This is a genomic window from Streptomyces sp. bgisy027 (assembly GCF_057710365.1).
The window spans coordinates 425618-445113 of the sequence record NZ_JBYIVZ010000001.1 but is presented as its reverse complement, the minus strand read 5'-3'; the positions used below and the strand labels follow the sequence as shown (position 1 = coordinate 445113).

17 protein-coding genes and 2 tRNA genes are annotated in these 19496 nt (G+C 70.4%); 16 read left to right on the top strand and 3 right to left on the bottom strand.

Annotated features, from left to right (window positions below; all coding sequences use genetic code 11):
• Positions 1-55 precede the first annotated feature (55 nt).
• The 4 genes from AC3ETA_RS01960 to AC3ETA_RS01945 all read left to right on the top strand — a co-directional run bounded on the left by AC3ETA_RS01960 (position 56) and on the right by AC3ETA_RS01945 (position 3845).
• A complete protein-coding gene (locus AC3ETA_RS01960) occupies positions 56-520 on the top strand; it encodes a hypothetical protein (RefSeq protein ID WP_432191029.1) in 465 nt (154 codons plus the stop codon).
• Positions 521-594: 74 nt separating this feature from the next.
• Positions 595-1881 (top strand): glutamate-5-semialdehyde dehydrogenase, encoded by a 1287-nt coding sequence (locus AC3ETA_RS01955; RefSeq protein ID WP_432191028.1) that lies wholly within the window; start codon positions 595-597, stop codon positions 1879-1881.
• A gap of 185 nt (positions 1882-2066) precedes the next feature.
• On the top strand, positions 2067-2642 hold the full coding sequence (locus AC3ETA_RS01950; RefSeq protein ID WP_432191027.1) for an SCO2584 family spore wall biosynthesis protein: 576 nt from the start codon (positions 2067-2069) through the stop codon (positions 2640-2642).
• Positions 2643-2765: 123 nt separating this feature from the next.
• Positions 2766-3845, top strand: coding sequence for an SCO2583 family membrane protein (locus AC3ETA_RS01945; RefSeq protein ID WP_432191026.1), 1080 nt, complete (start codon positions 2766-2768; stop codon positions 3843-3845).
• Between the two features lie 51 nt (positions 3846-3896).
• On the opposite strand, the gene AC3ETA_RS01940 is transcribed toward AC3ETA_RS01945, so the two are convergent.
• Positions 3897-5030 (bottom strand): M48 family metallopeptidase, encoded by a 1134-nt coding sequence (locus AC3ETA_RS01940; protein WP_432191025.1) that lies wholly within the window; start codon positions 5028-5030, stop codon positions 3897-3899.
• A 125-nt stretch (positions 5031-5155) separates the two neighbouring features.
• Here AC3ETA_RS01940 and AC3ETA_RS01935 point away from each other — a divergent pair, with 125 nt between their 5' ends.
• From AC3ETA_RS01935 to AC3ETA_RS01895, 9 genes are all read left to right on the top strand, one after another.
• Positions 5156-5317 carry a hypothetical protein gene (locus AC3ETA_RS01935; RefSeq protein ID WP_093745985.1) on the top strand — a complete coding sequence of 54 codons (162 nt, stop codon included), beginning with the start codon at positions 5156-5158 and terminating at the stop codon, positions 5315-5317.
• A gap of 131 nt (positions 5318-5448) precedes the next feature.
• Positions 5449-5613: a hypothetical protein gene (locus tag AC3ETA_RS01930; RefSeq protein ID WP_432191024.1), complete on the top strand. Its 165-nt coding sequence runs from the start codon at positions 5449-5451 to the stop codon at positions 5611-5613.
• Between the two features lie 76 nt (positions 5614-5689).
• Positions 5690-6328, top strand: a complete 639-nt coding sequence (gene nadD / locus AC3ETA_RS01925; protein WP_030948193.1) for a nicotinate-nucleotide adenylyltransferase — start codon at positions 5690-5692, stop codon at positions 6326-6328.
• A 25-nt stretch (positions 6329-6353) separates the two neighbouring features.
• Positions 6354-8075: an LCP family protein gene (locus AC3ETA_RS01920; protein WP_432191023.1), complete on the top strand. Its 1722-nt coding sequence runs from the start codon at positions 6354-6356 to the stop codon at positions 8073-8075.
• Positions 8076-8199: 124 nt separating this feature from the next.
• The gene (gene rsfS / locus AC3ETA_RS01915) at positions 8200-8646 is read left to right on the top strand and encodes a ribosome silencing factor (protein WP_030948187.1); all 447 of its coding nucleotides are present in this window, start codon (positions 8200-8202) and stop codon (positions 8644-8646) included.
• Entirely contained in the window at positions 8643-9314 is a 672-nt protein-coding gene (locus AC3ETA_RS01910; RefSeq protein ID WP_432191022.1) for a histidine phosphatase family protein, read from the top strand. Before rsfS ends, AC3ETA_RS01910 begins: the two co-directional genes overlap by 4 nt.
• A gap of 104 nt (positions 9315-9418) precedes the next feature.
• Positions 9419-9491: transfer RNA gene (locus AC3ETA_RS01905), tRNA-Ala, on the top strand.
• 439 nt (positions 9492-9930) lie between these two features.
• Positions 9931-10164, top strand: a complete 234-nt coding sequence (locus AC3ETA_RS01900) for a hypothetical protein (RefSeq protein ID WP_003976229.1) — start codon at positions 9931-9933, stop codon at positions 10162-10164.
• 121 nt (positions 10165-10285) lie between these two features.
• Positions 10286-10358 (top strand) — tRNA-Ala (locus AC3ETA_RS01895).
• A gap of 123 nt (positions 10359-10481) precedes the next feature.
• Here AC3ETA_RS01895 and AC3ETA_RS01890 read toward each other — a convergent pair.
• Together AC3ETA_RS01890 and AC3ETA_RS01885 are read right to left on the bottom strand one after the other, a co-directional pair.
• Positions 10482-12095, bottom strand: coding sequence for an NADH-quinone oxidoreductase subunit NuoF family protein (locus AC3ETA_RS01890; RefSeq protein ID WP_030948180.1), 1614 nt, complete (start codon positions 12093-12095; stop codon positions 10482-10484).
• Positions 12092-13399 carry a ferric reductase-like transmembrane domain-containing protein gene (locus AC3ETA_RS01885; protein ID WP_432191021.1) on the bottom strand — a complete coding sequence of 436 codons (1308 nt, stop codon included), beginning with the start codon at positions 13397-13399 and terminating at the stop codon, positions 12092-12094. The genes AC3ETA_RS01890 and AC3ETA_RS01885 overlap by 4 nt, the downstream gene beginning before the upstream one ends.
• Positions 13400-13985: 586 nt before the next feature.
• On the opposite strand from AC3ETA_RS01885, the gene leuS reads away from it, so the two are divergent.
• The 3 genes from leuS (at position 13986) to AC3ETA_RS01870 (ending at position 18948) form a co-directional block, all read left to right on the top strand.
• Positions 13986-16856: a leucine--tRNA ligase gene (gene leuS / locus AC3ETA_RS01880; RefSeq protein ID WP_432191020.1), complete on the top strand. Its 2871-nt coding sequence runs from the start codon at positions 13986-13988 to the stop codon at positions 16854-16856.
• 250 nt (positions 16857-17106) lie between these two features.
• Positions 17107-18009 carry a hypothetical protein gene (locus tag AC3ETA_RS01875; RefSeq protein ID WP_432191019.1) on the top strand — a complete coding sequence of 301 codons (903 nt, stop codon included), beginning with the start codon at positions 17107-17109 and terminating at the stop codon, positions 18007-18009.
• 93 nt (positions 18010-18102) lie between these two features.
• Entirely contained in the window at positions 18103-18948 is an 846-nt protein-coding gene (locus AC3ETA_RS01870; RefSeq protein WP_107906590.1) for a DegV family protein, read from the top strand.
• Positions 18949-19496: the final 548 nt, after the last annotated feature.

Sequence of the window (19496 nt, the reverse complement as noted above, 5' to 3'; positions counted from 1 at the left end):
TACGGGACACATTCCGCACGACCACAGGGTCGGTCACTGCGAAAAGGAGGCCGTCGTGAGACGAGTGCGCCCTGGGACGGCGTCCCGCAGTGCCGTCGGGGGCACGTCCCGAGCGGCCGGTGAGGAGCGTGCGTTGACCAGCGTGGCGGCCGGCGACCGGTACGAGCAGCCCGAGGACCTGCCCCGCCTGTGGCACGTCACCCTCTCGGTCTCCGGCCGGGAGGCCCCGCTCAAGGAGGTCCGGCGCGCTCTCGAACAGCTCGCCCACGACCACCCCTTTCTGCTCACCAGCCGGTACGCGAACGATCACGCGGAGATCCGCTACTGGGAAGAGGCCCGCGATCTGCACGACGCGGCCGCCGTCGCCCTGCGCCTGTGGGGCGAGCACAGGCAGAGCGCGGGGCTGCCGCCCTGGGAGATCGTCGGCCTGGAGGTCATCGACCGCGAGACCTATCACCAGCGCGTCGCCGAGGGCTACGGACCGCCACCGGCGACTCCGGTGGGTGTCCATCCGTATTGAGCGGCCCTGGGCGGCTTGTCTCGCGGTTCGGAACGCGCGGGGGAACGGCCCGGCAACCGCACTACCCTTCTTTCATGACCACGCTCTCGCCGTACGACTCCATGTCCCCGGTCAACCGGGCCGCCTACCGCGCCAAGGCCGCCGCCGCCGACCTCGCCCCGCTGCCGCGGGCCGAGAAGGACGACGCGCTCCTCGCCATCGCGGACGCCCTGGAAGTCCGTACGAGTGAGATCGTCGAGGCCAACGCCAAGGACATCGCCAAGGCCCGTGAGGCCGGCACCAGCGAGGCGATCATCGACCGGCTGACGCTGACGCCGGAGCGGGTGCGGGCCATCGCCGCCGATGTGCGGGACGTCGTCGCGCTGCCCGACCCGGTCGGCGAGGTGGTGCGCGGCTCGACCCTCCCCAACGGCATCGACCTGCGCCAGGTCCGCGTCCCGCTCGGCGTCGTCGGGATCATCTACGAAGCCCGCCCGAACGTCACCGTGGACGCCGCCGCCCTGTGCCTGAAGTCCGGCAACGCCGTACTGCTGCGCGGCTCGGCCTCGGCGTACGAGTCGAACACCGCCCTCGTCCGGGTGATCCGCGACGCCGTGGGCGGCGCCGGACTGCCGGCCGACGCCGTGCAGCTGGTGCCCGGCGAGAGCCGTGAGAGCGTGCGCGAGCTGATGCGGGCCCGCGGCCTGGTCGACGTGCTGATCCCGCGCGGCGGCGCCTCGCTGATCCAGACGGTCGTCTCGGAGTCGATCGTCCCCGTCATCGAGACCGGCACCGGCAACTGCCACGTCTACGTCGACGCCCACGCCGACCTCGACATGGCGATCGAGATCCTGATCAACTCCAAGGCCCAGCGCGTCAGCGTCTGCAACGCCGCCGAGACCCTCCTGGTCCACCAGGACATCGCCGCCGAGTTCCTGCCGCGCGCCCTGGACGCCCTCGCGGAGGCCGGCGTGACCGTGCACGCGGACGAGAGGGTGATGGCGTACGCCAAGGACTCCAAGGCGACCGTCGTCGAGGCCACGGCCGAGGACTGGGAGACCGAGTACCTGTCGTACGACATCGCCGCCGCGGTCGTGGACTCGCTGGACAAGGCCGTCGAGCACATCCGGCTGTGGACGTCCGGTCACACCGAGGCGATCGTCACCACTTCGCAGCAGGCCGCCCGCCGCTTCACCCAGCTGGTCGACTCCACGACGGTCGCGGTGAACGCCTCCACCCGCTTCACCGACGGCGGCCAGTTCGGCTTCGGCGCCGAGATCGGCATCTCCACGCAGAAGCTGCACGCCCGCGGCCCGATGGGGCTGCCGGAGCTGACCAGCACCAAGTACATCGTCACCGGGGACGGGCACGTACGGCGCTGAATCAGGCCGTTCCCGGGCCCTCGGCGTGCGTCGGCGGCCCTCGGGGGCGCATGGCGCGCGGCCAGGGCATATGCGCCCGACATGCGCCCCCGGAATGACCCCGTGCCGCAGGACGGTGTCTCACAAGGCGGATGAATTTCCATACCGTCTGCCCAAATTGACCCCCCAGGACTACTCTGGATCCCGTGCCGGAGGACGTGGGGGGCACGCCGTTCCCTGACGGCTGGGAGCCCGACGACGACCACGACCGCGGGGTGTCGGACGAAGAGTTCGCCTCCGTGGTCTTCGACGAGGCCTTCGTACAGGCGGCCGTGGTGCACGAGCCGACCGCCGTCGAGCGCCTCCTGGCCGCCGCCCAGGCGAGAGCCGAGGCCTCCGAGGCGGAGGCCCGCCGGGCCCACGGCAGGGGCGAGCGGTACGAAGAGGGGTACGGCCCCGACGGCCGCACCGGATTCAGTCATGATCCCGACCTGGACGATCTGGACGACACGGACATCCTGGAAGGTCCCTACGGCGCCCCTGGCACGTACGGCAAGCAGGTCCGCTGGCACCGTCCCGTCGCCTGGGTGCTCGCCTTCGTGATGGGCATCGGCATGGTCGCGCTGGCCTTCACGGCGGTCTACCGCGGCGCCTCCTCGGGCAGCAGGGACCAGGTTCCGCCGCCGGCCTCCACCGGCCTGGAGCAAGGCAGCGGAGCGGCTCCCTCCGCCTCCGCCGACTACTCGCCGCCGGCCGTCCCGGCGACCCCGCGCACGCCCTGACAGACAGACGGTCGAGGCCCCCAGCGCCACGCGGAACCGCCGGGCGAACCTGGTGAGAACCTGTCAGAACTTGTGGCGCAGCGGGGCGTTTACCCGAGCTCTCCGCGACCTACCCTTGAAGATATGGGAGGGTCTGGAGACCCACCCGAGGGGACACCCGAAGGCGGCCCCGGAGGTGGCGAGGAAGAGTACCGATCCGTCGTCTTCGACGAGTCGTTCATCCGCGCTGCCCGCCTCCAGGAGTTCTCCGCCCAGGAGCGGCTGGCCGACCACGCCCCCGCCGTACGCAGGCGGGCACCCGTGCGCCGGGGGCTGTCCCGGCAGGCCCTCGTCCTCGTCCTGCTGATCGCCGTGGCCTTCGGCACGGCGATCTACATGGGTGTACGGCACCCCTACCAGGGCCCCGCCGAGTCCGGGCCGCCCGCCGAGCCGCTGCGGATGACCGTCATCCCGCTCGCCCCCGAGGGCGAGGTGCCCGGGACCGGCGACACCGACCACCTTTACGCGAGCAGTCCGGCCGCGCAGTTCCGGATCGGCGCCGAGGGCATACCGCTGCCGGCCGCGCGGCGCACCGCGCACTTCTCGGACGGTCAGGTCACGAACGCGCTGAGCATCGCGAAGGACTACATCGTGCGGTCCTCGCTGTACCCGGAGGTGCTGACCGGCGACCAGGTCCGGCCGGTGCGGGTGCTGCTGGACCCCGACCAACTGGATCAGTTCGACCAGAGCTTCGCTCACCCGAGCGCGGACGGCCGGCATGCGCCGACCGGCTGGCTGGTTCGCTTCGACTCCTCGCAGGCACAGCTGGCAGACCGCAGCATCCGGGTGCAGGGCACGCTCCAGGCCGCCGAGACCGACGCGTCGACGCTGGAGGTCACCGCCGACCACACGTTCGTGTACGCACTGCGGGCGGTGGCCGGCGAGAAGGCGAAGACGGCCGAGGCGTCCCTGTTCACGGTGCGCCGGGAGCTGCACTTCCGCTTCGACCGCGAGGACCTGCGGCTGCACCAGACCCAGCTGGTCGTCTCCTACGTCCAGGCCGGCCCGCTGTCCTGCGCCGAGGACTCCACGAACCGGCTGCATCCGCTGCTCGCGGGCCAGACCGCGAAGGAGGGCGGCCCGGCGGGCACCGACCCGTACGCCACGGGCGGTACCACGGCGCTGTGCGGCTCGCTCGCCCCGGGCTCCCAGCCGAAGGTGTGAGCGCCGGTCCGGGCACCGTGCGGTCGCCCGGACCTACGTCGAGAGGTGGCCTCAGTTCTTGCTTCCGGCGTCGCCCGGGCCGTCCGCGCCGTCCGTGCCCGTGCCGTCGCTCCCCGGCTCGTCCCTCGGCGGCGCGCTCGTGAAGCCGCCGAAGCCCCGGCGCACCCGGCCGCCCAGGTCGCCCGCGCCGCCGGCGATGTCCGTGACCAGCTTCATCAGGGGGTCCTTGGAGGACTTCACGTGCGTGGCGTAGTGGGACGCCGACTCACGCAAGGAGTCGGTGACCGAGGTGTCCTTGTCCTCGCTGCGCCGCGGATAGTGGCCGTCCATGATCCGCTGGAAGTCGCGGGACTCGGCCCACTTCTTCAGCTCGGCCGCGCGGACCGTGGTGAAGGGGTGCGAGCGCGGCAGCACGTTCAGGATCTTCAGCACCGAGTCGCGCAGGTCACCGCCCGCCTCGTACTCCTCGGCCTGCTTCAGGAAGGCGTCCACGTTCATCTCGTGGAGGTGATTGCCGCCCGCGATCTTCATCAGGCCGCGCATCGAGGCCTTCAGATCCTGGCCGACCAGCAGGCCCGCCCGGTCCGCGGACAGCTCCGACTTGCGGAACCACTCCCGCAGCGCCGTCACGATCGCCATGATCGCGAGGTTGCCCAGCGGGATCCATGCGACCCGGACCGCGAGGCTGGTCAGGAAGAGCAGGATCGTGCGGTAGACCGCGTGGCCGGAGAGGGCGTGGCCCACCTCGTGGCCGATGACCGCCCGCATCTCCTCCTCGTCGAGCAGCTCGACCAGGCCCGTCGTGACGACGATGATCGGTTCGTCCAGGCCGATGCACATCGCGTTCGGCACCGGATCCTGGTTGACGTACATCGGCGGGACCTTCTCCAGGTCCAGGATGTAACAGGCATCCCGCAGCATGTCGTTGAGGTGCGCGAACTGCTGGTCCGACACCCGCACCGAGTCGGACAGGAACAGCAGCCGCAGGCTGCGCTCGGGCAGCAGCCCGCTGAGCGCCTTGAAGACCGTGTCGAAGCCGCTGAGCTTGCGCAGGGCCACCAGGGCCGAACGGTCCGCGGGGTGTTCGTACGCACGCGAGGAGATCCCCGGGAAACGCCTGCGCTGCCTGCTCGGCACGTTCTCGTGACCGTCGTTCTGGTGGCCGTCGGACATGTCTTCCCCCATGTGCGAGTGGATGGGTCTCTCTCGGCCCTTTGCGGAGCCTTGTTCCGCCCTTTGCGCCCCCGAAGCAGAGCCCAGCCTAGGCGGAGTTACCTTGGACGGGCACTACAGCGAAGGAGTTCCGCGTCATGGAGCACAACCCCTCGGCCGCCTGGCTCACCGAGGCCGCGAGGGCGGCCGAGCAGCAGGGAGCGGGGAATCTGCTCCGGGTCGTACTGATCGTGATGGTCGTGGGCTGTGTGCTGACCGCGTGGTTCCTGTTGCGGGGCTACAGGCAGAAGGACGACTGAACCGCCGGGAAGGTTGCCCGCCGCTCCGGCCGGGGCGCCCCAACGGTGGAGTCGGCGTGATCGCCGTCATGGCGGCCGCTTACGATGGGCCGACATCTTTATCCCGCCCACACCGATAGGTCACGCCGAAGATGAGCTTCCACAGCGCAGCTGCCCAGTTGGTCACCCTCGCCGCCGAGGGCGAGGAGCACGGCGGCAACCACGACAGCATCAGCCCGCTGGTCACCGGTGGCGGCGCGTTCATCATTCTCATGCTGCTGCTGTGGATCACCACCCGCTTCAACCGCGACCGCTGAGTCCCGGCCAGCCCCTCGCTCCGCCCGCGCGACTGCCGGCCGGAGCTCTCGGACGGGGCCGGTAGGGTCTGCACGCATGGGAGAGCAGGACATGCCTACCGGCCCCGGAAACGGCCCGTCGAACCCCGGCAAGCGCCGGCTCGGCGTCATGGGCGGAACGTTCGACCCGATCCACCACGGGCACCTCGTCGCGGCCAGTGAGGTCGCCGCGCAGTTCCACCTCGACGAGGTCGTGTTCGTGCCGACCGGCCAGCCGTGGCAGAAGAGCCACCGGCACGTCTCCCCGGCCGAGGACCGCTATCTGATGACGGTCATCGCCACCGCCGAGAACCCCCAGTTCTCCGTCAGCCGCATCGACATCGACCGCGGCGGTCCGACGTACACGGTGGACACCCTGCGCGATCTGCGCGCGCTCAACCCCGACACGGACCTCTTCTTCATCACCGGCGCCGACGCCCTCGGCCAGATCCTGACCTGGCGCGACTCTGAGGAGCTGTTCTCCCTCGCGCACTTCGTCGGGGTCACCCGGCCCGGCCACCACCTGGACGACGCCGGCCTGCCGGAGGGCGGAGTGTCGCTGGTCGAGGTTCCCGCGCTGGCCATCTCGTCCACCGATTGCCGCGCGAGAGTCGCGAAGGGCGATCCCATCTGGTATCTGGTGCCGGACGGAGTCGTGCGCTACATCGACAAACGTGAGCTGTACCGCGGCGAGTGAGGCAGTGAGCCGAGAGGGGCTACCGGTGAACGACCGATACGACGCGGGGGCGGCAGGACACGGCGCCGACCAGTACGAACTCGTCGGCTACGACGAGTACGGACAGCCGGTCTACCGACAGGTCCCGCCCCATCGGCAGACACAGCAGCCGTACGACAGCTACGCACAGCAGGGGTACGGCTACGACCCGTACGCGACGGGCGGACAGCAGCAGGCCCAGCAGTACGACCCCTACGGCGGCGACACCGGACGCCAGCCGCAGACGCCGTCCTACGACCCGTACGGCACCGGCTCGCACCAGCAGCAGCACCCCGGCAGCCACCAGCAGCACCCCGGCGGGCACTCGGCGCCGTACGACCCGTACGGCCGCACCGCCGCAGGCGGGCAGCAGCCGCGGGTCGCCGAGCAGACCGCCTACATCCCGCAGCAGGCCGGCCCGGTCGAGGAGCCGGTGGCCCAGGAGCGGGGCGAGAGGGACTACCGCACCGAGCAGTTCGCCTTCGTCGAGGAGCCCGACCAGGACTCCGAGGACGTCATCGACTGGCTGAAGTTCACCGAGAACCGCACCGAGCGCCGCGAGGAGGCCAAGCGACGGGCACGCGCGCGTGTGGTCGCCCTCGTGGTCGTCCTGGCGCTCGCGGCGGCCGGCGGCGTCGGCTACCTCTGGTACGCCGGGAAGCTGCCCGGCCTCACGTCCTCGGACGACAGGAAGGACACCGCGACGTCGGCGGGCGCCCAGAAGCGCGACGTGATCGTCGTCCACCTGCACAACACCAAGAAGGGCGGCACCTCCACGGCGCTGCTCGTCGACAACACCACCACCAAGCAGGGCACCACGGTCCTGCTGCCCAACGCCCTCGCACTCTCCGGCGACGACGGCACCACGACCACGCTGGCCAAGTCGGTCGACGACGACGGCTCCTCCGGCACCCGCGACGAGATCGACACCGTCCTCGGCACCGAGATCCAGGGCACCTGGCGACTGGACACCCCCTACCTCCAGAACCTCGTCGACCTGATCGGCAACATCGAGGTCGACACCAACGCGAACGTCCCCGACCCGGACGCCAAGTCCAAGGGCACCGCGCCCCTGGTGCGCAAGGGCAAGGCCCAGACCCTCAGCGGCAAGTCGGCCGTCGCCTACGCCACCTACCAGGGCTCGGGCGAGGCGCAGAACGCCCAGCTGGAGCGGTTCGGGCAGGTCATGCAGGCCGTGCTGCGCAAGCTGACGTCGGACGCGCAGGGCGCGACCACCACCGTGCAGACGCTCGGCATGATCATCGAGCCGCCGCTGACCGACGAGGACCTCGGCGCCTTCCTCGCCAGGCTCGCCGACCTCGCCAAGGGCGGCGACTACAAGACGGCCCTGCTGCCGGTCCGGACCGACGGCACGCTGAGCGCCCAGGCGAGCGCGAGCGTCGTCAAGGACGTCCTCGGCGGCGCCGCGAAGAGCCCCGACAAGGACGCCCCGGTCCGGGTGTCGGTGCGCAACGCGAGCGGCGTCAAGGACAACACCGGCAAGGCGCGCGTGGTGCTGCTGAACGGCGGCTTCTCGTTCCTGGAGGGTGGCTCCGGGGCGACCGAGGCCACCTCGGAGGTCGTCTACGCCGACGCCGCCGGCAAGGACGACGCCGTCGAGGTCGCCAAGACGCTCGGCCTGTCCGCGGACGCGGTCAGCAAGGGCGAGGTGTCCGGGAACGCCGACGTGTCCGTGGTCCTGGGGCAGGACTACGCCCCGTCCTCGTAACAGCGGTCGGCATATCGCCGCGGGCCACCCCACGTGAAGCGATAATCACGTGGGGTGCTGTCACCGGTCCGTGAGACCCTTGATGTCGAGTGAAGTCAAGTGTCCGCCGATCGAAAGCCTTGTAGTGACCGCTACCGACCGTTCCCTCGAGCTCGTCAACACCGCCGCCCAGGCCGCGGCCGACAAGCTCGCGCACGACATCATCGCCTACGACGTCAGCGACGTCCTGTCGATCACGGACGCCTTCCTGCTGGCCTCCGCGCCCAACGACCGCCAGGTCAAGTCGATCGTCGACGAGATCGAGGAGCGGCTCAGCAAGGAGCTCGGCGCCAAGCCGGTGCGCCGCGAGGGCGACCGCGAGGCCCGCTGGGTGCTGCTCGACTACGTCGACATCGTCGTCCACGTCCAGCACAGCGAGGAGCGCGTCTTCTACGCCCTTGAGCGGCTGTGGAAGGACTGCCCCGAGCTCGAACTGCCCGAGGACGCCAGGGCCACCCGCGGCAAGGCCGCCGAGCACGCCAAGCTCCAGGCCGCCGAGGAGGCCGCCGACCTCGGCGGTGAGTGGCGATGAGCACCACCGACGAGGTCCCCACGGGCAGGCCCGGCCGCGGCCGCCGCGTCATTCTGTGGCGGCACGGCCAGACCTCCTGGAACGTGGAACGCCGCTTCCAGGGCACCACGGACGTCCCCCTCACCGAGGCGGGCATCTCCCAGGCCCGCCGCGCCGCCCGGCTGCTCGCGGGCCTCAAGCCCGACGCGATCGTCGCCTCGGACCTCCAGCGGGCCGCGAACACCGCTGCCGAGCTGGCCGGGCTCACCGGCCTGGAGGTGACGTACGACGAGGCCCTGCGCGAGACCTACGCGGGCGTCTGGCAGGGGCTGACGCACGAGGAGATCATCGCCCGCCACGGCGAGGAGTACGCCGCGTGGAAGCGCGGTGAGCCGGTGCGCCGCGGCGGTGGCGAACTGGAGACCGAGGTCGCCGACCGCGCCGCGCCCGTGGTGCTCCGGCACACCGAGAAGCTGCCCGACGACGGCACGCTCGTGGTGGTCAGCCACGGCGGCACCATCCGTACGACCATCGGCCGCCTCCTCGGCCTCCAGGCCCGGCACTGGGAGAGCCTCGGCGGCCTCTCCAACTGCTGCTGGTCCGTCCTGGGCGAGGGCGCGCGCGGCTGGCGCCTGCTGGAGCACAACGCCGGCACCCTGCCGGAGCCGGTGCTCGGCGACGACGACTGAAGCCGGGCTCCCGGCCGGGGCGACCCGGGACCCGGATTTCACTTTCTGGCAGGTCGCAGGCTAAAGTTCTTCTTGTTCGCCCCGCTGAGCGGGACGGAACGCAAGGGGCTATAGCTCAGTTGGTAGAGCGCCTGCATGGCATGCAGGAGGTCAGGAGTTCAATTCTCCTTAGCTCCACAGTCAGACAACAAGATCCCGTCGATCGCTCAGATCGGCGGGATCTTCTGGTATCCGAACTGTTCGGGTCCGGCTTGAGTCACTTGGGCCTCGCAGGCGTATACCTCTCAGGAGAGGCGTGTTGGGGTGCGTGTTCGCATGGCCGTACGGCCACGGAGGCTGCCGTGTCCGGACTGGTACTGAGGCGTCGCTGACCGTATTGGTCCGGCCGTGGCAGAATCAAACGGCCGGAGGGGGCGCGGCCCGACGGGAGGGAGTAGCGATGCCTGCGAGCATCCTCGGAGAGGGCGGTCACCTCTTCGAAGCAGCATTGACACGGGACACGATCACCCGCCTCAGCTGCCCTTCCTGCGGCTCCGTCCATGTCGCCCAGCTTCTCGGTGACAACGGCGGAGTTTCCTACGTGTGCACGGCCTGCGGCCACAGCTGGAGCTGATCGATGGGTGCACACAGGCGAAAGTGCGACTGGTGCGGCAGCGGAACGCCGATCGTCCGCGACATGGAACCGGTGAACCCCGACTACCAGTACTGGTGCGAGGAATGCGCGCGGGCGCTGATCATAAAAGGCGACCCGATCGAGACCTACCGTGAACTCGAGGGCGAGCCGATCTATGGCCGGCTGCTCGAAGAGCACTGCACCCTCAAGCGGTTCTACTCGTTCGTCACGGCGTGACTCTCGGGTTATAAATTCCGACATTTGGGGTCGTACTGCCCTGGAGGGTAAACGATTTGGTGCTGCACCCGGTCGCCCGGTAATGTTGGCGTCGCCGCCGGGGAGACCGGGCGGAACGCAAGGGGCTATAGCTCAGTTGGTAGAGCGCCTGCATGGCATGCAGGAGGTCAGGAGTTCAATTCTCCTTAGCTCCACAGTGAGACAAGAAGATCCCGCCGGATGGAATCCATCCGGCGGGATCTTTTTCTTGTGCCTACACCCCTGGTTCCGAACACCCCTGGTTCCGGGGGCCGTCCCGGCGGGACGGCCCCTGAGTCTCAGCGGCCCAGGGCGCGCCTGCCGCGGCCCTGGGAGAGGACCGGCAGGTTGTTGCGGGAGGTGTCCTGCCCGCGGGTGTCCTCCTCGATCCGCAGCGCGAGGGCGGGGCAACGGCGCACCGCGCGCAGGGCCTTGGCCTCGGCGTAGCGAGGCACCATCGCCTGGGCGACGGTCGGGAAGCCGTCCGCACCGAGCTGGAAGACCTCCGGGAGGATGTCGGCGCACAGGCCGTGGCCGCGGCACAGCGTCCAGTCGACGTAGATCTTCTGGCGGGCCGGGCCGTTCTCCTCCTCCTCGGCGCCGCCCGGGATGCCCGTGGGTGCCCTGCCGCCCTCGAAGAGCGGCAGAACGCCCTCCACGGGCCGTCCGCAGCCATTGCCGAGGACATGGGCCGCGAGGTCGTCCGTGAACGCCTTGATGGTCGACTCCAGGAACATCGCGGAGCCGTCCGGGTGCGAGCACGCGCCGCGCCGCTTCACGTTCTTGGCGACCTGCTTGAGCGCCTCCAGGGCGGCCGGGCCGCCGCCGTTGAGGATGTCCTCCAGTCCGCGCGCGGCGGCCGGCAGACCGAGGTAGCAGGGGCCGCACTGGCCCGCGCTCTCCTCGGCCAGCCACTGTGCCACCCGCAGCGATTCGCCCAGCGGGCAGGTCTCCTGAGTGATCGGCAGGATCGCGCCGGCGCCGAGCGCGCCGCCCACCGCGTCCAGGGAGTTGCGCGAGACGATCGCCTCGTTGACCGTCGCCGCGTCGATCCACTTGCCGTGGTAGCCGCCGGTCAGCACGCCCTGCGGCACCGGCGGGGCGCCGGCCAGCTGGAGGACGTAGCGCAGCGGTACGCCCGTGGGCACCTCGATGACCATCGGGCGGGCGACCGCGCCGGAGACCGTGAGCATGACGGTGCCCGGCTCGTCGTACAGGCCGGTGTTGCCGTAGCGCTCCGGGCCGATGCGGGCGGCGATGGCCAACTGTGCGAACGTCTCGGCGTTGGAGAGCAGGGTCGGGGCGCCGCCGACGCCGTTCTGCGAGGCGCTGACCTTGCGGCCGGGCGGGATCGCCGGGCCGCCGTCGATCGAGCGGATCACGGAGGCCGCGGCACCGGTGACCATGCGCACCGGGTTGCGCTGCACGAACGCGCGTAGCGCCGAGCGGCGGCTGTTGCTCAGGCCGCGCTCGGCGAGGGCGGCCTCCATGGAACGCTGGGTGGACTCCCGGGTGACCGCGATCACGAGCGTGCGGGCACCCATGGCCTCGGCGCACAGCAGCGCGCCGTCCAGGATGAGATGCGGGGCACGGTTGATCATCACCGTGTCCTTGCGGCAGGCCGGTTCGTCCTCGCTGCCGTTGACCACGACGACGGGCCGTACGCCGCGCTTGATCGCGGTCTCGGCGACCGAGCGCAGCTTCTTGTGGAAGGGGAAGCCCGCGCCGCCGCGGCCCTTCAGGTTGATGTTCTCGGCGAGCTTGGCGAGTTGCTCGCCGCCCATCGGTTCGAGCGGCCCGTGCACCTTCAGGTGCATGGGCAGATCGAGTCTTTCGACAAGGTCGAAGCCCGACGTGAGCTGAGGAAGACCGACCACGCGGACTTCTGGTACGTCGGGCAGGGCCTCGTTCACTTAAACCCTCCGGAAGGCGTGTTCCAAGGTTCGCCCGAACCCGGTGCCTCGAAGTCGTAGGGGGCACCGGGGAATGTTTCAGTGGCGGGACCGCTGTTGTTGTACGTGTCGTTCTGGTTGTACGTACCGAAGACGGCGTTTGTCTCAGAGGTGTCGTACACATCACTCGACCCGTAGCCGGCCGCGTTGGAACCGTAGCCCGAAGTGTTCGAACCGTAGGTCGTGGTTCCGGAATTGTCGTACACCGGGATGTTGTAGCTCGTGTCGTTGAGCGGGTCGTAGGCGGACGGGGGTGCCTCGCCGACCGGCGGCGGGGAGGGGATGGGCCAGTTGCCGGTGCTGCTCGAGTTGCCGTCGACGCGCGGGATCGCCTCCGTCGGCTGCATGTCCATGGGCAGGTCCATGCGGGAGGTCTGGTCGGCGTACTGCTGCTGTTGCTGCCCGCCGGAGCGGGGGTTGACGGCGCGGTAGGCGGCGGCGAAACCGCCCGTGGTCTCCGCGGCCGAGGGGGGCTGGGAGGGCATGCCGGGCAGGGGGCCGGTGCGGTCATTGCGGTCGCTGCGAGAGGGGCGCTCGTCGCGTGCGCCCCGTCCCGGGCGCCGGGCCTCGTGGCCGGGCAGGGAGGAGCCGGACGCCGCCCGGGCGCGGCTCTCCTTCAGGTCCTCGCGGGCTCCGGGGGCGTTGCCGATGAGCTGGGCGAGGCGGTCGGCGATTTTACGCTTGACCGGGCGCGGGGCGGCGCGCAGGGCTAGGGCCGCGGCGACGGCGACGACGCAGAGTTCGTAGCAGACCATGAAGAACGTCTTCGCCGGGCGGCCGGCGAACAGGCCGTGGATCAGGGCCGCGCACCAGGCCGGGTAGGCCAGCATGTGCATCGCGCGCCAGCGGGCCGCGACCGGCGCCGGGGACGCGAAGCGGTTGCGCAGCGCGCCGGTGACGCCGACGAAGATCATGAGCAGGGCGGCCAGGGTGCCGAGGCCGATCAGGAACGCGGTGCCCGTGAACTCGTCGCCGCCCGTGAGGAGGAGCCCGAAGGGGATGATCACGGCGATCCAGCTCGTGTGCTCCAGCGCCAGCTTGGCGAAGATGTGCACGAGGAGGAAGGCGATCGAGGCGACCGCGGTCACCCGGTGAACGGCCTGCGCCGTGATCCGCTGCCGGGTGTCGAGGATCATCCGGTCCTGGGCGACGAGTCCCCAGATCACCGAGCAGGTGAGGCAGACGAGCGACAGGACGCCGACGCCGAAGTTGAGGAACTCCAGGATCGTGTCGTCCACTGTGCTGTCGTTCGGATCCGTCGTCACGACGTGCCTCCCGACGTCGTGATGACGGGTATGGACGACCGAGTGTCAGCGACCGTAGCCCCCCAGGCCGGGAGAACCGGTCCCGGGGGCGGGTTCTTGTGAGGACGAGGGTTCATGGGGGCAACTCCGAACGGTTCGGGAAGGCGGTCCCGCTGCCGCACTCTAAGTGGCTCCATACCGGGGGGTACGGCGTTTGAGTTATTGCGTTGTTATCTACGGACTGTGTGGGGCAGGCGATGTCCCTTAGTGACTGTTACGCCAGGTAACAATTGAACGTTGTTCAGCTTTTCCATGTCTTCACAACTCCCAGGTACGGATCAGGGGGCGCGGTTGTTCATGTGTGAGTCCTCTCATCGAGCGCCGCCGTGCGCCCCCGGAAGCCCGTCGCGACCCGCTGTGGCGCTGCGGTACCCTGACGCCATGCGTGCCGTACGCCTTCTGCTTAGCGAGCCGCGCTGATCAATCCCGACCACCGGGCGAATCGGATGGTCGGCATCGGCGCGGCGTCCCCTCCTGTGCGAGGGGATTTTTCGTTTCCCGGGAACCGCAGCCGCTGGCAGAGACGATCGATGGAGCTTTGAGGATCATGAGCGAGACGAACCCCGCTGCCGCCGAGGTGGCCGCGCCGCACCGCTACACGGCGGCCGTTGCCGCCGAGATCGAGGCACGCTGGCAGGACTTCTGGGACGCCGAGGGCACGTACGCGGCTCCGAACCCCAAGGGCGACCTGGCGGGCGACCCCGGGCTGGTCGCCAAGCCCAAGAAGTTCATCATGGACATGTTCCCGTACCCCTCCGGTGCGGGCCTGCACGTCGGTCACCCGCTGGGCTACATCGCCACCGACGTCTTCGCGCGCTTCCAGCGCATGACGGGCCACAACGTCCTGCACACCCTGGGCTTCGACGCCTTCGGCCTGCCCGCCGAGCAGTACGCCGTGCAGACCGGCACGCACCCGCGTGTCTCCACCGAGGCCAACATCGAGAACATGAAGGTCCAGCTGCGCCGGCTGGGCCTGGGCCACGACAAGCGCCGCTCGTTCGCCACGATCGACCCGGACTACTACAAGTGGACCCAGTGGATCTTCCTGCAGATCTTCAACTCCTGGTACGACGAGGAGGCGAAGAAGGCCCGCCCGATCGCCGAGCTGGTCGCGCAGTTCGAGTCCGGTGAGCGTGCGGTGCCCGGCCGCACGCGCGCGTGGAGCGAGCTGAGCGCCGGCGAGCGTGCCGACGTCCTGGGCGGCCACCGCCTGGCGTACGCCTCCGACGCGCCGGTCAACTGGTGCCCCGGCCTGGGCACGGTGCTGGCCAACGAGGAGGTCACCGCCGAGGGCCGCTCCGAGCGCGGCAACTTCCCGGTCTTCAAGGCCAAGCTGCGCCAGTGGAACATGCGGATCACCGCGTACGCCGACCGGCTGCTGGACGACCTGAACGAGCTGGACTGGCCCGAGGCCATCAAGCTGCAGCAGCGCAACTGGATCGGCCGCTCCGAGGGTGCCCGCGTCGACTTCCCGGTGGACGGCGAGCGCATCACCGTCTTCACCACGCGCCCCGACACCCTGTTCGGCGCGAGCTACATGGTGCTGGCGCCCGAGCACCCGCTGGTCGACAAGTTCACCCCGGACGCCTGGCCCGAGGGCACCCACGACGTGTGGACCGGCGGTCACGCGACCCCGGCCGCGGCCGTCGCCGCCTACCGCGCGCAGGCCGCCTCCAAGTCCGACGTCGAGCGCCAGGCCGAGGCCAAGGACAAGACCGGCGTCTTCATCGGCTCGTACGCGACCAACCCGGTCAACGGCGAGCAGGTGCCCGTCTTCATCGCCGACTACGTCCTGATGGGCTACGGCACCGGCGCGATCATGGCCGTACCCTGCGGCGACCAGCGTGACTTCGAGTTCGCGCGCGCCTTCGAGCTGCCGATCCACTGCATCGTCGAGCCGACGGACGGCCGCGGCACGGACACCTCCACGTGGGAGGACGCCTTCTCGTCGTACGACGCGAAGATCATCAACTCCACCGCCGAGGGCATCTCCCTCGACGGCCTGGGCGTCACCGAGGCCAAGGCGCGCATCACCGAGTGGCTGGAGCGGTCCGGCGTCGGCGAGGGCACGGTCAACTTCCGGCTGCGCGACTGGCTGTTCAGCAGGCAGCGCTACTGGGGCGAGCCCTTCCCGATCGTCTACGACGAGGACGGCATCGCCCACCCGCTGCCCGAGTCGATGCTGCCGCTGGAGCTGCCCGAGGTCGAGGACTACAGCCCGCGCACCTTCGGCCCGGACGACGCCGACACCGAGCCCGAGACGCCGCTGTCGCGCAACGAGGACTGGGTCAACGTCACGCTGGACCTGGGGGACGGCCCGAAGCGGTACCGGCGCGAGACCAACACCATGCCCAACTGGGCCGGTTCCTGCTGGTACGAGCTGCGCTACCTGGACCCGCACAACAGCGAGCAGCTGGTCGACCCCGAGATCGAGCGGTACTGGATGGGCCCGCGCGAGGGCCGGCCGCACGGCGGCGTCGACCTGTACGTCGGCGGCGCCGAGCACGCCGTGCTGCACCTGCTGTACGCACGCTTCTGGTCCAAGGTCCTGTTCGACCTGGGGCACGTCTCCTCCGCGGAGCCGTTCCACAAGCTGTTCAACCAGGGCATGATCCAGGCCTACGTCTACCGCGACAGCCGTGGCATCGCGGTGCCGGCCGCCGAGGTGGAGGAGCGCGACGGCGCGTACCACTACCAGGGCGAGAAGGTCTCCCGACTGCTGGGCAAGATGGGCAAGTCCCTGAAGAACGCGGTCACTCCGGACGAGATCTGTGCCGAGTACGGCGCCGACACGCTGCGTCTGTACGAGATGGCGATGGGCCCGCTGGACGTGTCCCGGCCGTGGGACACGCGCGCGGTGGTGGGCCAGTTCCGGCTGCTGCAGCGGCTGTGGCGCAACGTCGTCGACGAGTCGACCGGCGCCGTGACCGTGGTGGACGCCGAGCCCGACGAGAACACGCTGCGTGCCCTGCACAAGGCGATCGACGGTGTGCGCGGGGACCTGGAGGGCATGCGGTTCAACACCGCGATCGCCAAGGTCACCGAGCTGAACAACCACCTGACCAAGGCGGGCGGAGCGGTGCCGCGCTCCGTCGCCGAGTCGCTGGTGCTGATGGTCGCGCCGCTGGCTCCGCACATCGCCGAGGAGCTGTGGCGCAAGCTGGGCCGCGACGGCTCGGTCGTGCACGAGGACTTCCCGGTCGCCGACCCGGCGTACGTGGTCGACGAGACGGTGACGTGCGTCGTGCAGATCAAGGGCAAGGTCAAGGCCCGCCTGGAGGTCTCGCCCGCCATCTCCGAGGAGGAGCTGGAGAAGGTCGCGCTGTCCGACGAGAAGGTCGTGGCCGCGCTGGACGGGGCAGGGATCCGCAAGGTGATCGTGCGCGCGCCGAAGCTGGTGAACATCGTCCCGGCGTAGGGTGCCGGGGCACTGGGGCCGGCCGGAAGGGCCGTCCGGTCGGTTCGGCGTGGGGTGCCGGGGCTCTGGCCGGGCCGGAAGGACCGCCCGGTCGGCGGGCGTGCCGCCGGATGCCATGATCGCGGCGGACGGCTCGGGGTGATCCCCTACGGGCAGGTTCCGGGTTCTGCTGGAACTCCGGGCCTGCCCACTGCGTTTACCGTTGAAGAGTGACGTGGCCATGGGCCGCGGCCGGTCTGAGGAGGAGTTCGTGGAAGCAGTGATCGCAGTCGTCGCCCTGCTCTTCGTGCTCTTCGTGGCGCTCGGCGCGTACGCCACCGTGAAGGTGGTCGGCGCCGCCAAGCGCCGCGTGGACGAGACGATCACCCACGCCCGGCGCACGGTCGAGGACCACACCCTGCGGGCCAAGTCCTTCGCCCAGCCCGGCGCGGTCGGCGAGCTCGCCCAGCTGCGGCTGAAGCTGCGCACCTCGATGCGCGCCACCCAGGACGCCCTGCACGCGGGCGTGGGCGAGGACGAGTCCCTCAAGGAGTCCCTAGGCCTCTTCGAGCGCCTGAGCGCACACGGCCACGAACTGGACGCGGAGCTCAGGCGCCTGGAGTCCGAGCCGGACCGTACGACGCTCGCGGGGCGGCTGCCCGACCTGCGCGAGCGCACCGAGCGCATCGTCGAGGCCGCGGACTCCCTGCGCTGGGCGGCCCGCGACCGGGCCCGCCGGTTCGCCGACGACGACCTGGACACCCTCAGCGCCCAGATCGACGTGGAGACCGGCGCCCTGCGGCACTGGCAGACGACGGAGTCCATGGAGACCGGGTCGACGGGGGCAGGGGCGGCGGCGACCGCGCCCGGGTCCTCGACCGCAGGGGCTGCAGGATCTTCAGCGACGGGATCTTCAGCGACAGGGTCTTCAGCGACGGGATCCTCGAAGGCGGATTCCGCAGCGGCCGGGCCGGCGCCCGAGCGCTCCTCCTCCCCACCGCCCCCGTGGCCGGAGGCACCTGCCTCCGACGCCGCCGAGACCACCGAGCAGACCTGGCCCGACAGCCCTCAGCGGCAGCGGGCCGAGGAGCCGACGAGGCCCGCCATCAACCCGCCGGGGCCCCGCCAGACGTACCCCTGGCAGAAGAAACCCCGTCCCGAGAGCACGACTTGAGCCCCTACGGCCACGCGCCGCTCCGGTCAAGGCTTCACCGTCTGAGCGGGGTCGGGCTGCCGCCAGGGCACTACGCCAGGTAACCTCCAGCTCATGTCCCGCCATGTCGCTATCGTCACCGATTCAACGGCCTACCTGCCGCCCCGGACGATGGAGCGCCACGGCATCACAGCGGTACCCCTGACCGTGGTCGTCGGCGGCCAGGCGCTGGACGAGGGCACCGAGATCTCGACCCGTTCCCTCGCCCAGGCGTTGCAGAAGCGACGCCCCGTCACGACCTCACGCCCCAGCCCCGAGGTCTTCGCACGGCACTACCGCGAGGTCGCCGAGTCCGGCGCCACCGGCATCGTCTCCCTGCACCTGTCCGCCGAGCTCTCCGGCACGTACGACGCGGCGGTCGTCGCCGCGCGCGAGGCGCCGGTGCCGGTGCGCGTGGTGGACACCGGCATGGTCGCCATGGCGCTAGGGTTCTGCGCGCTCGCGGCGGCCGAGGCGGCGGAGACGGGCGGCACGGTGGACGAGGCCGTCACGGCCGCCGAGAAGCGGGCCGGGGGCACGGCCGCCTACTTCTACGTCGACACCCTCGACTATCTGCGCCGCGGCGGCCGCATCGGCGCCGCGCAGGCCCTGCTGGGCTCCGCGCTCGCGGTGAAGCCGCTGCTGCAGCTGGAGGGCGGGCGGATCGGGCCCCTGGAGAAGGTCCGCACGGCGTCCAAGGCGATCGCCCGCCTTGAGGAGATCGCCGCCGACCGGGCGGGCAGCGCACAGGTGGACATCGCGGTCCACCATCTCTCGGCACCGGACCGGGCGTCGGCACTGGCGGATCGTCTGCGGGCGCGGGTGCCGGGGTTGGCGGAGCTGCATGTGAGTGAGGTCGGGGCGGTGATCGGGGCGCATACCGGGCCTGGGCTGTTGGGGGTTGTGGTTTCGCCTCGGTGACGGGTCATTCGGGGTGATGGGTCATTCGAGGTGATGGGTGACTCGGGATGACGGGTGATTCGGCGTGATGGGTCGCGCGGGTGACGGGTCGCTCGGCGTGACGCGCCTTTGGGTGGGGGCGTCACTCGTGTGGGTGGCGGGGTTTTCCACAACTGGGCGGTAATCCCCGGGAAGTGAGCAAGATCATCGCGGGTGGGGCGAGACGTCGGATCCTCCTCGCATGGCACTTCGATCACGCACACGTTCACGTACTGTCACGCGGCCGGGCGCGACCATGGCTACCGCCGCATCCATGTCCTCGGCCGCACGGGGTCGCACCGCGACGGTGACCAGTGGTCCGGGGCGCGGTCCGCGATCCGACGGGCGCACTCGGCACCGGCGAGGCACGCATGTCACCGGGAGGGCGCGTCAGCGTCATGCGTCGGCGGAGGAACTGCGGCGCCGGGCGGAGGTGATTTTCTCCGAACGGGGCGGTGAGTGGGGAGAGTCGGGGGAGTCGGGGGCTGGGCCGCCGGGGCGGAGCGGGGCTGAGGGCGCGGGGAGGGATC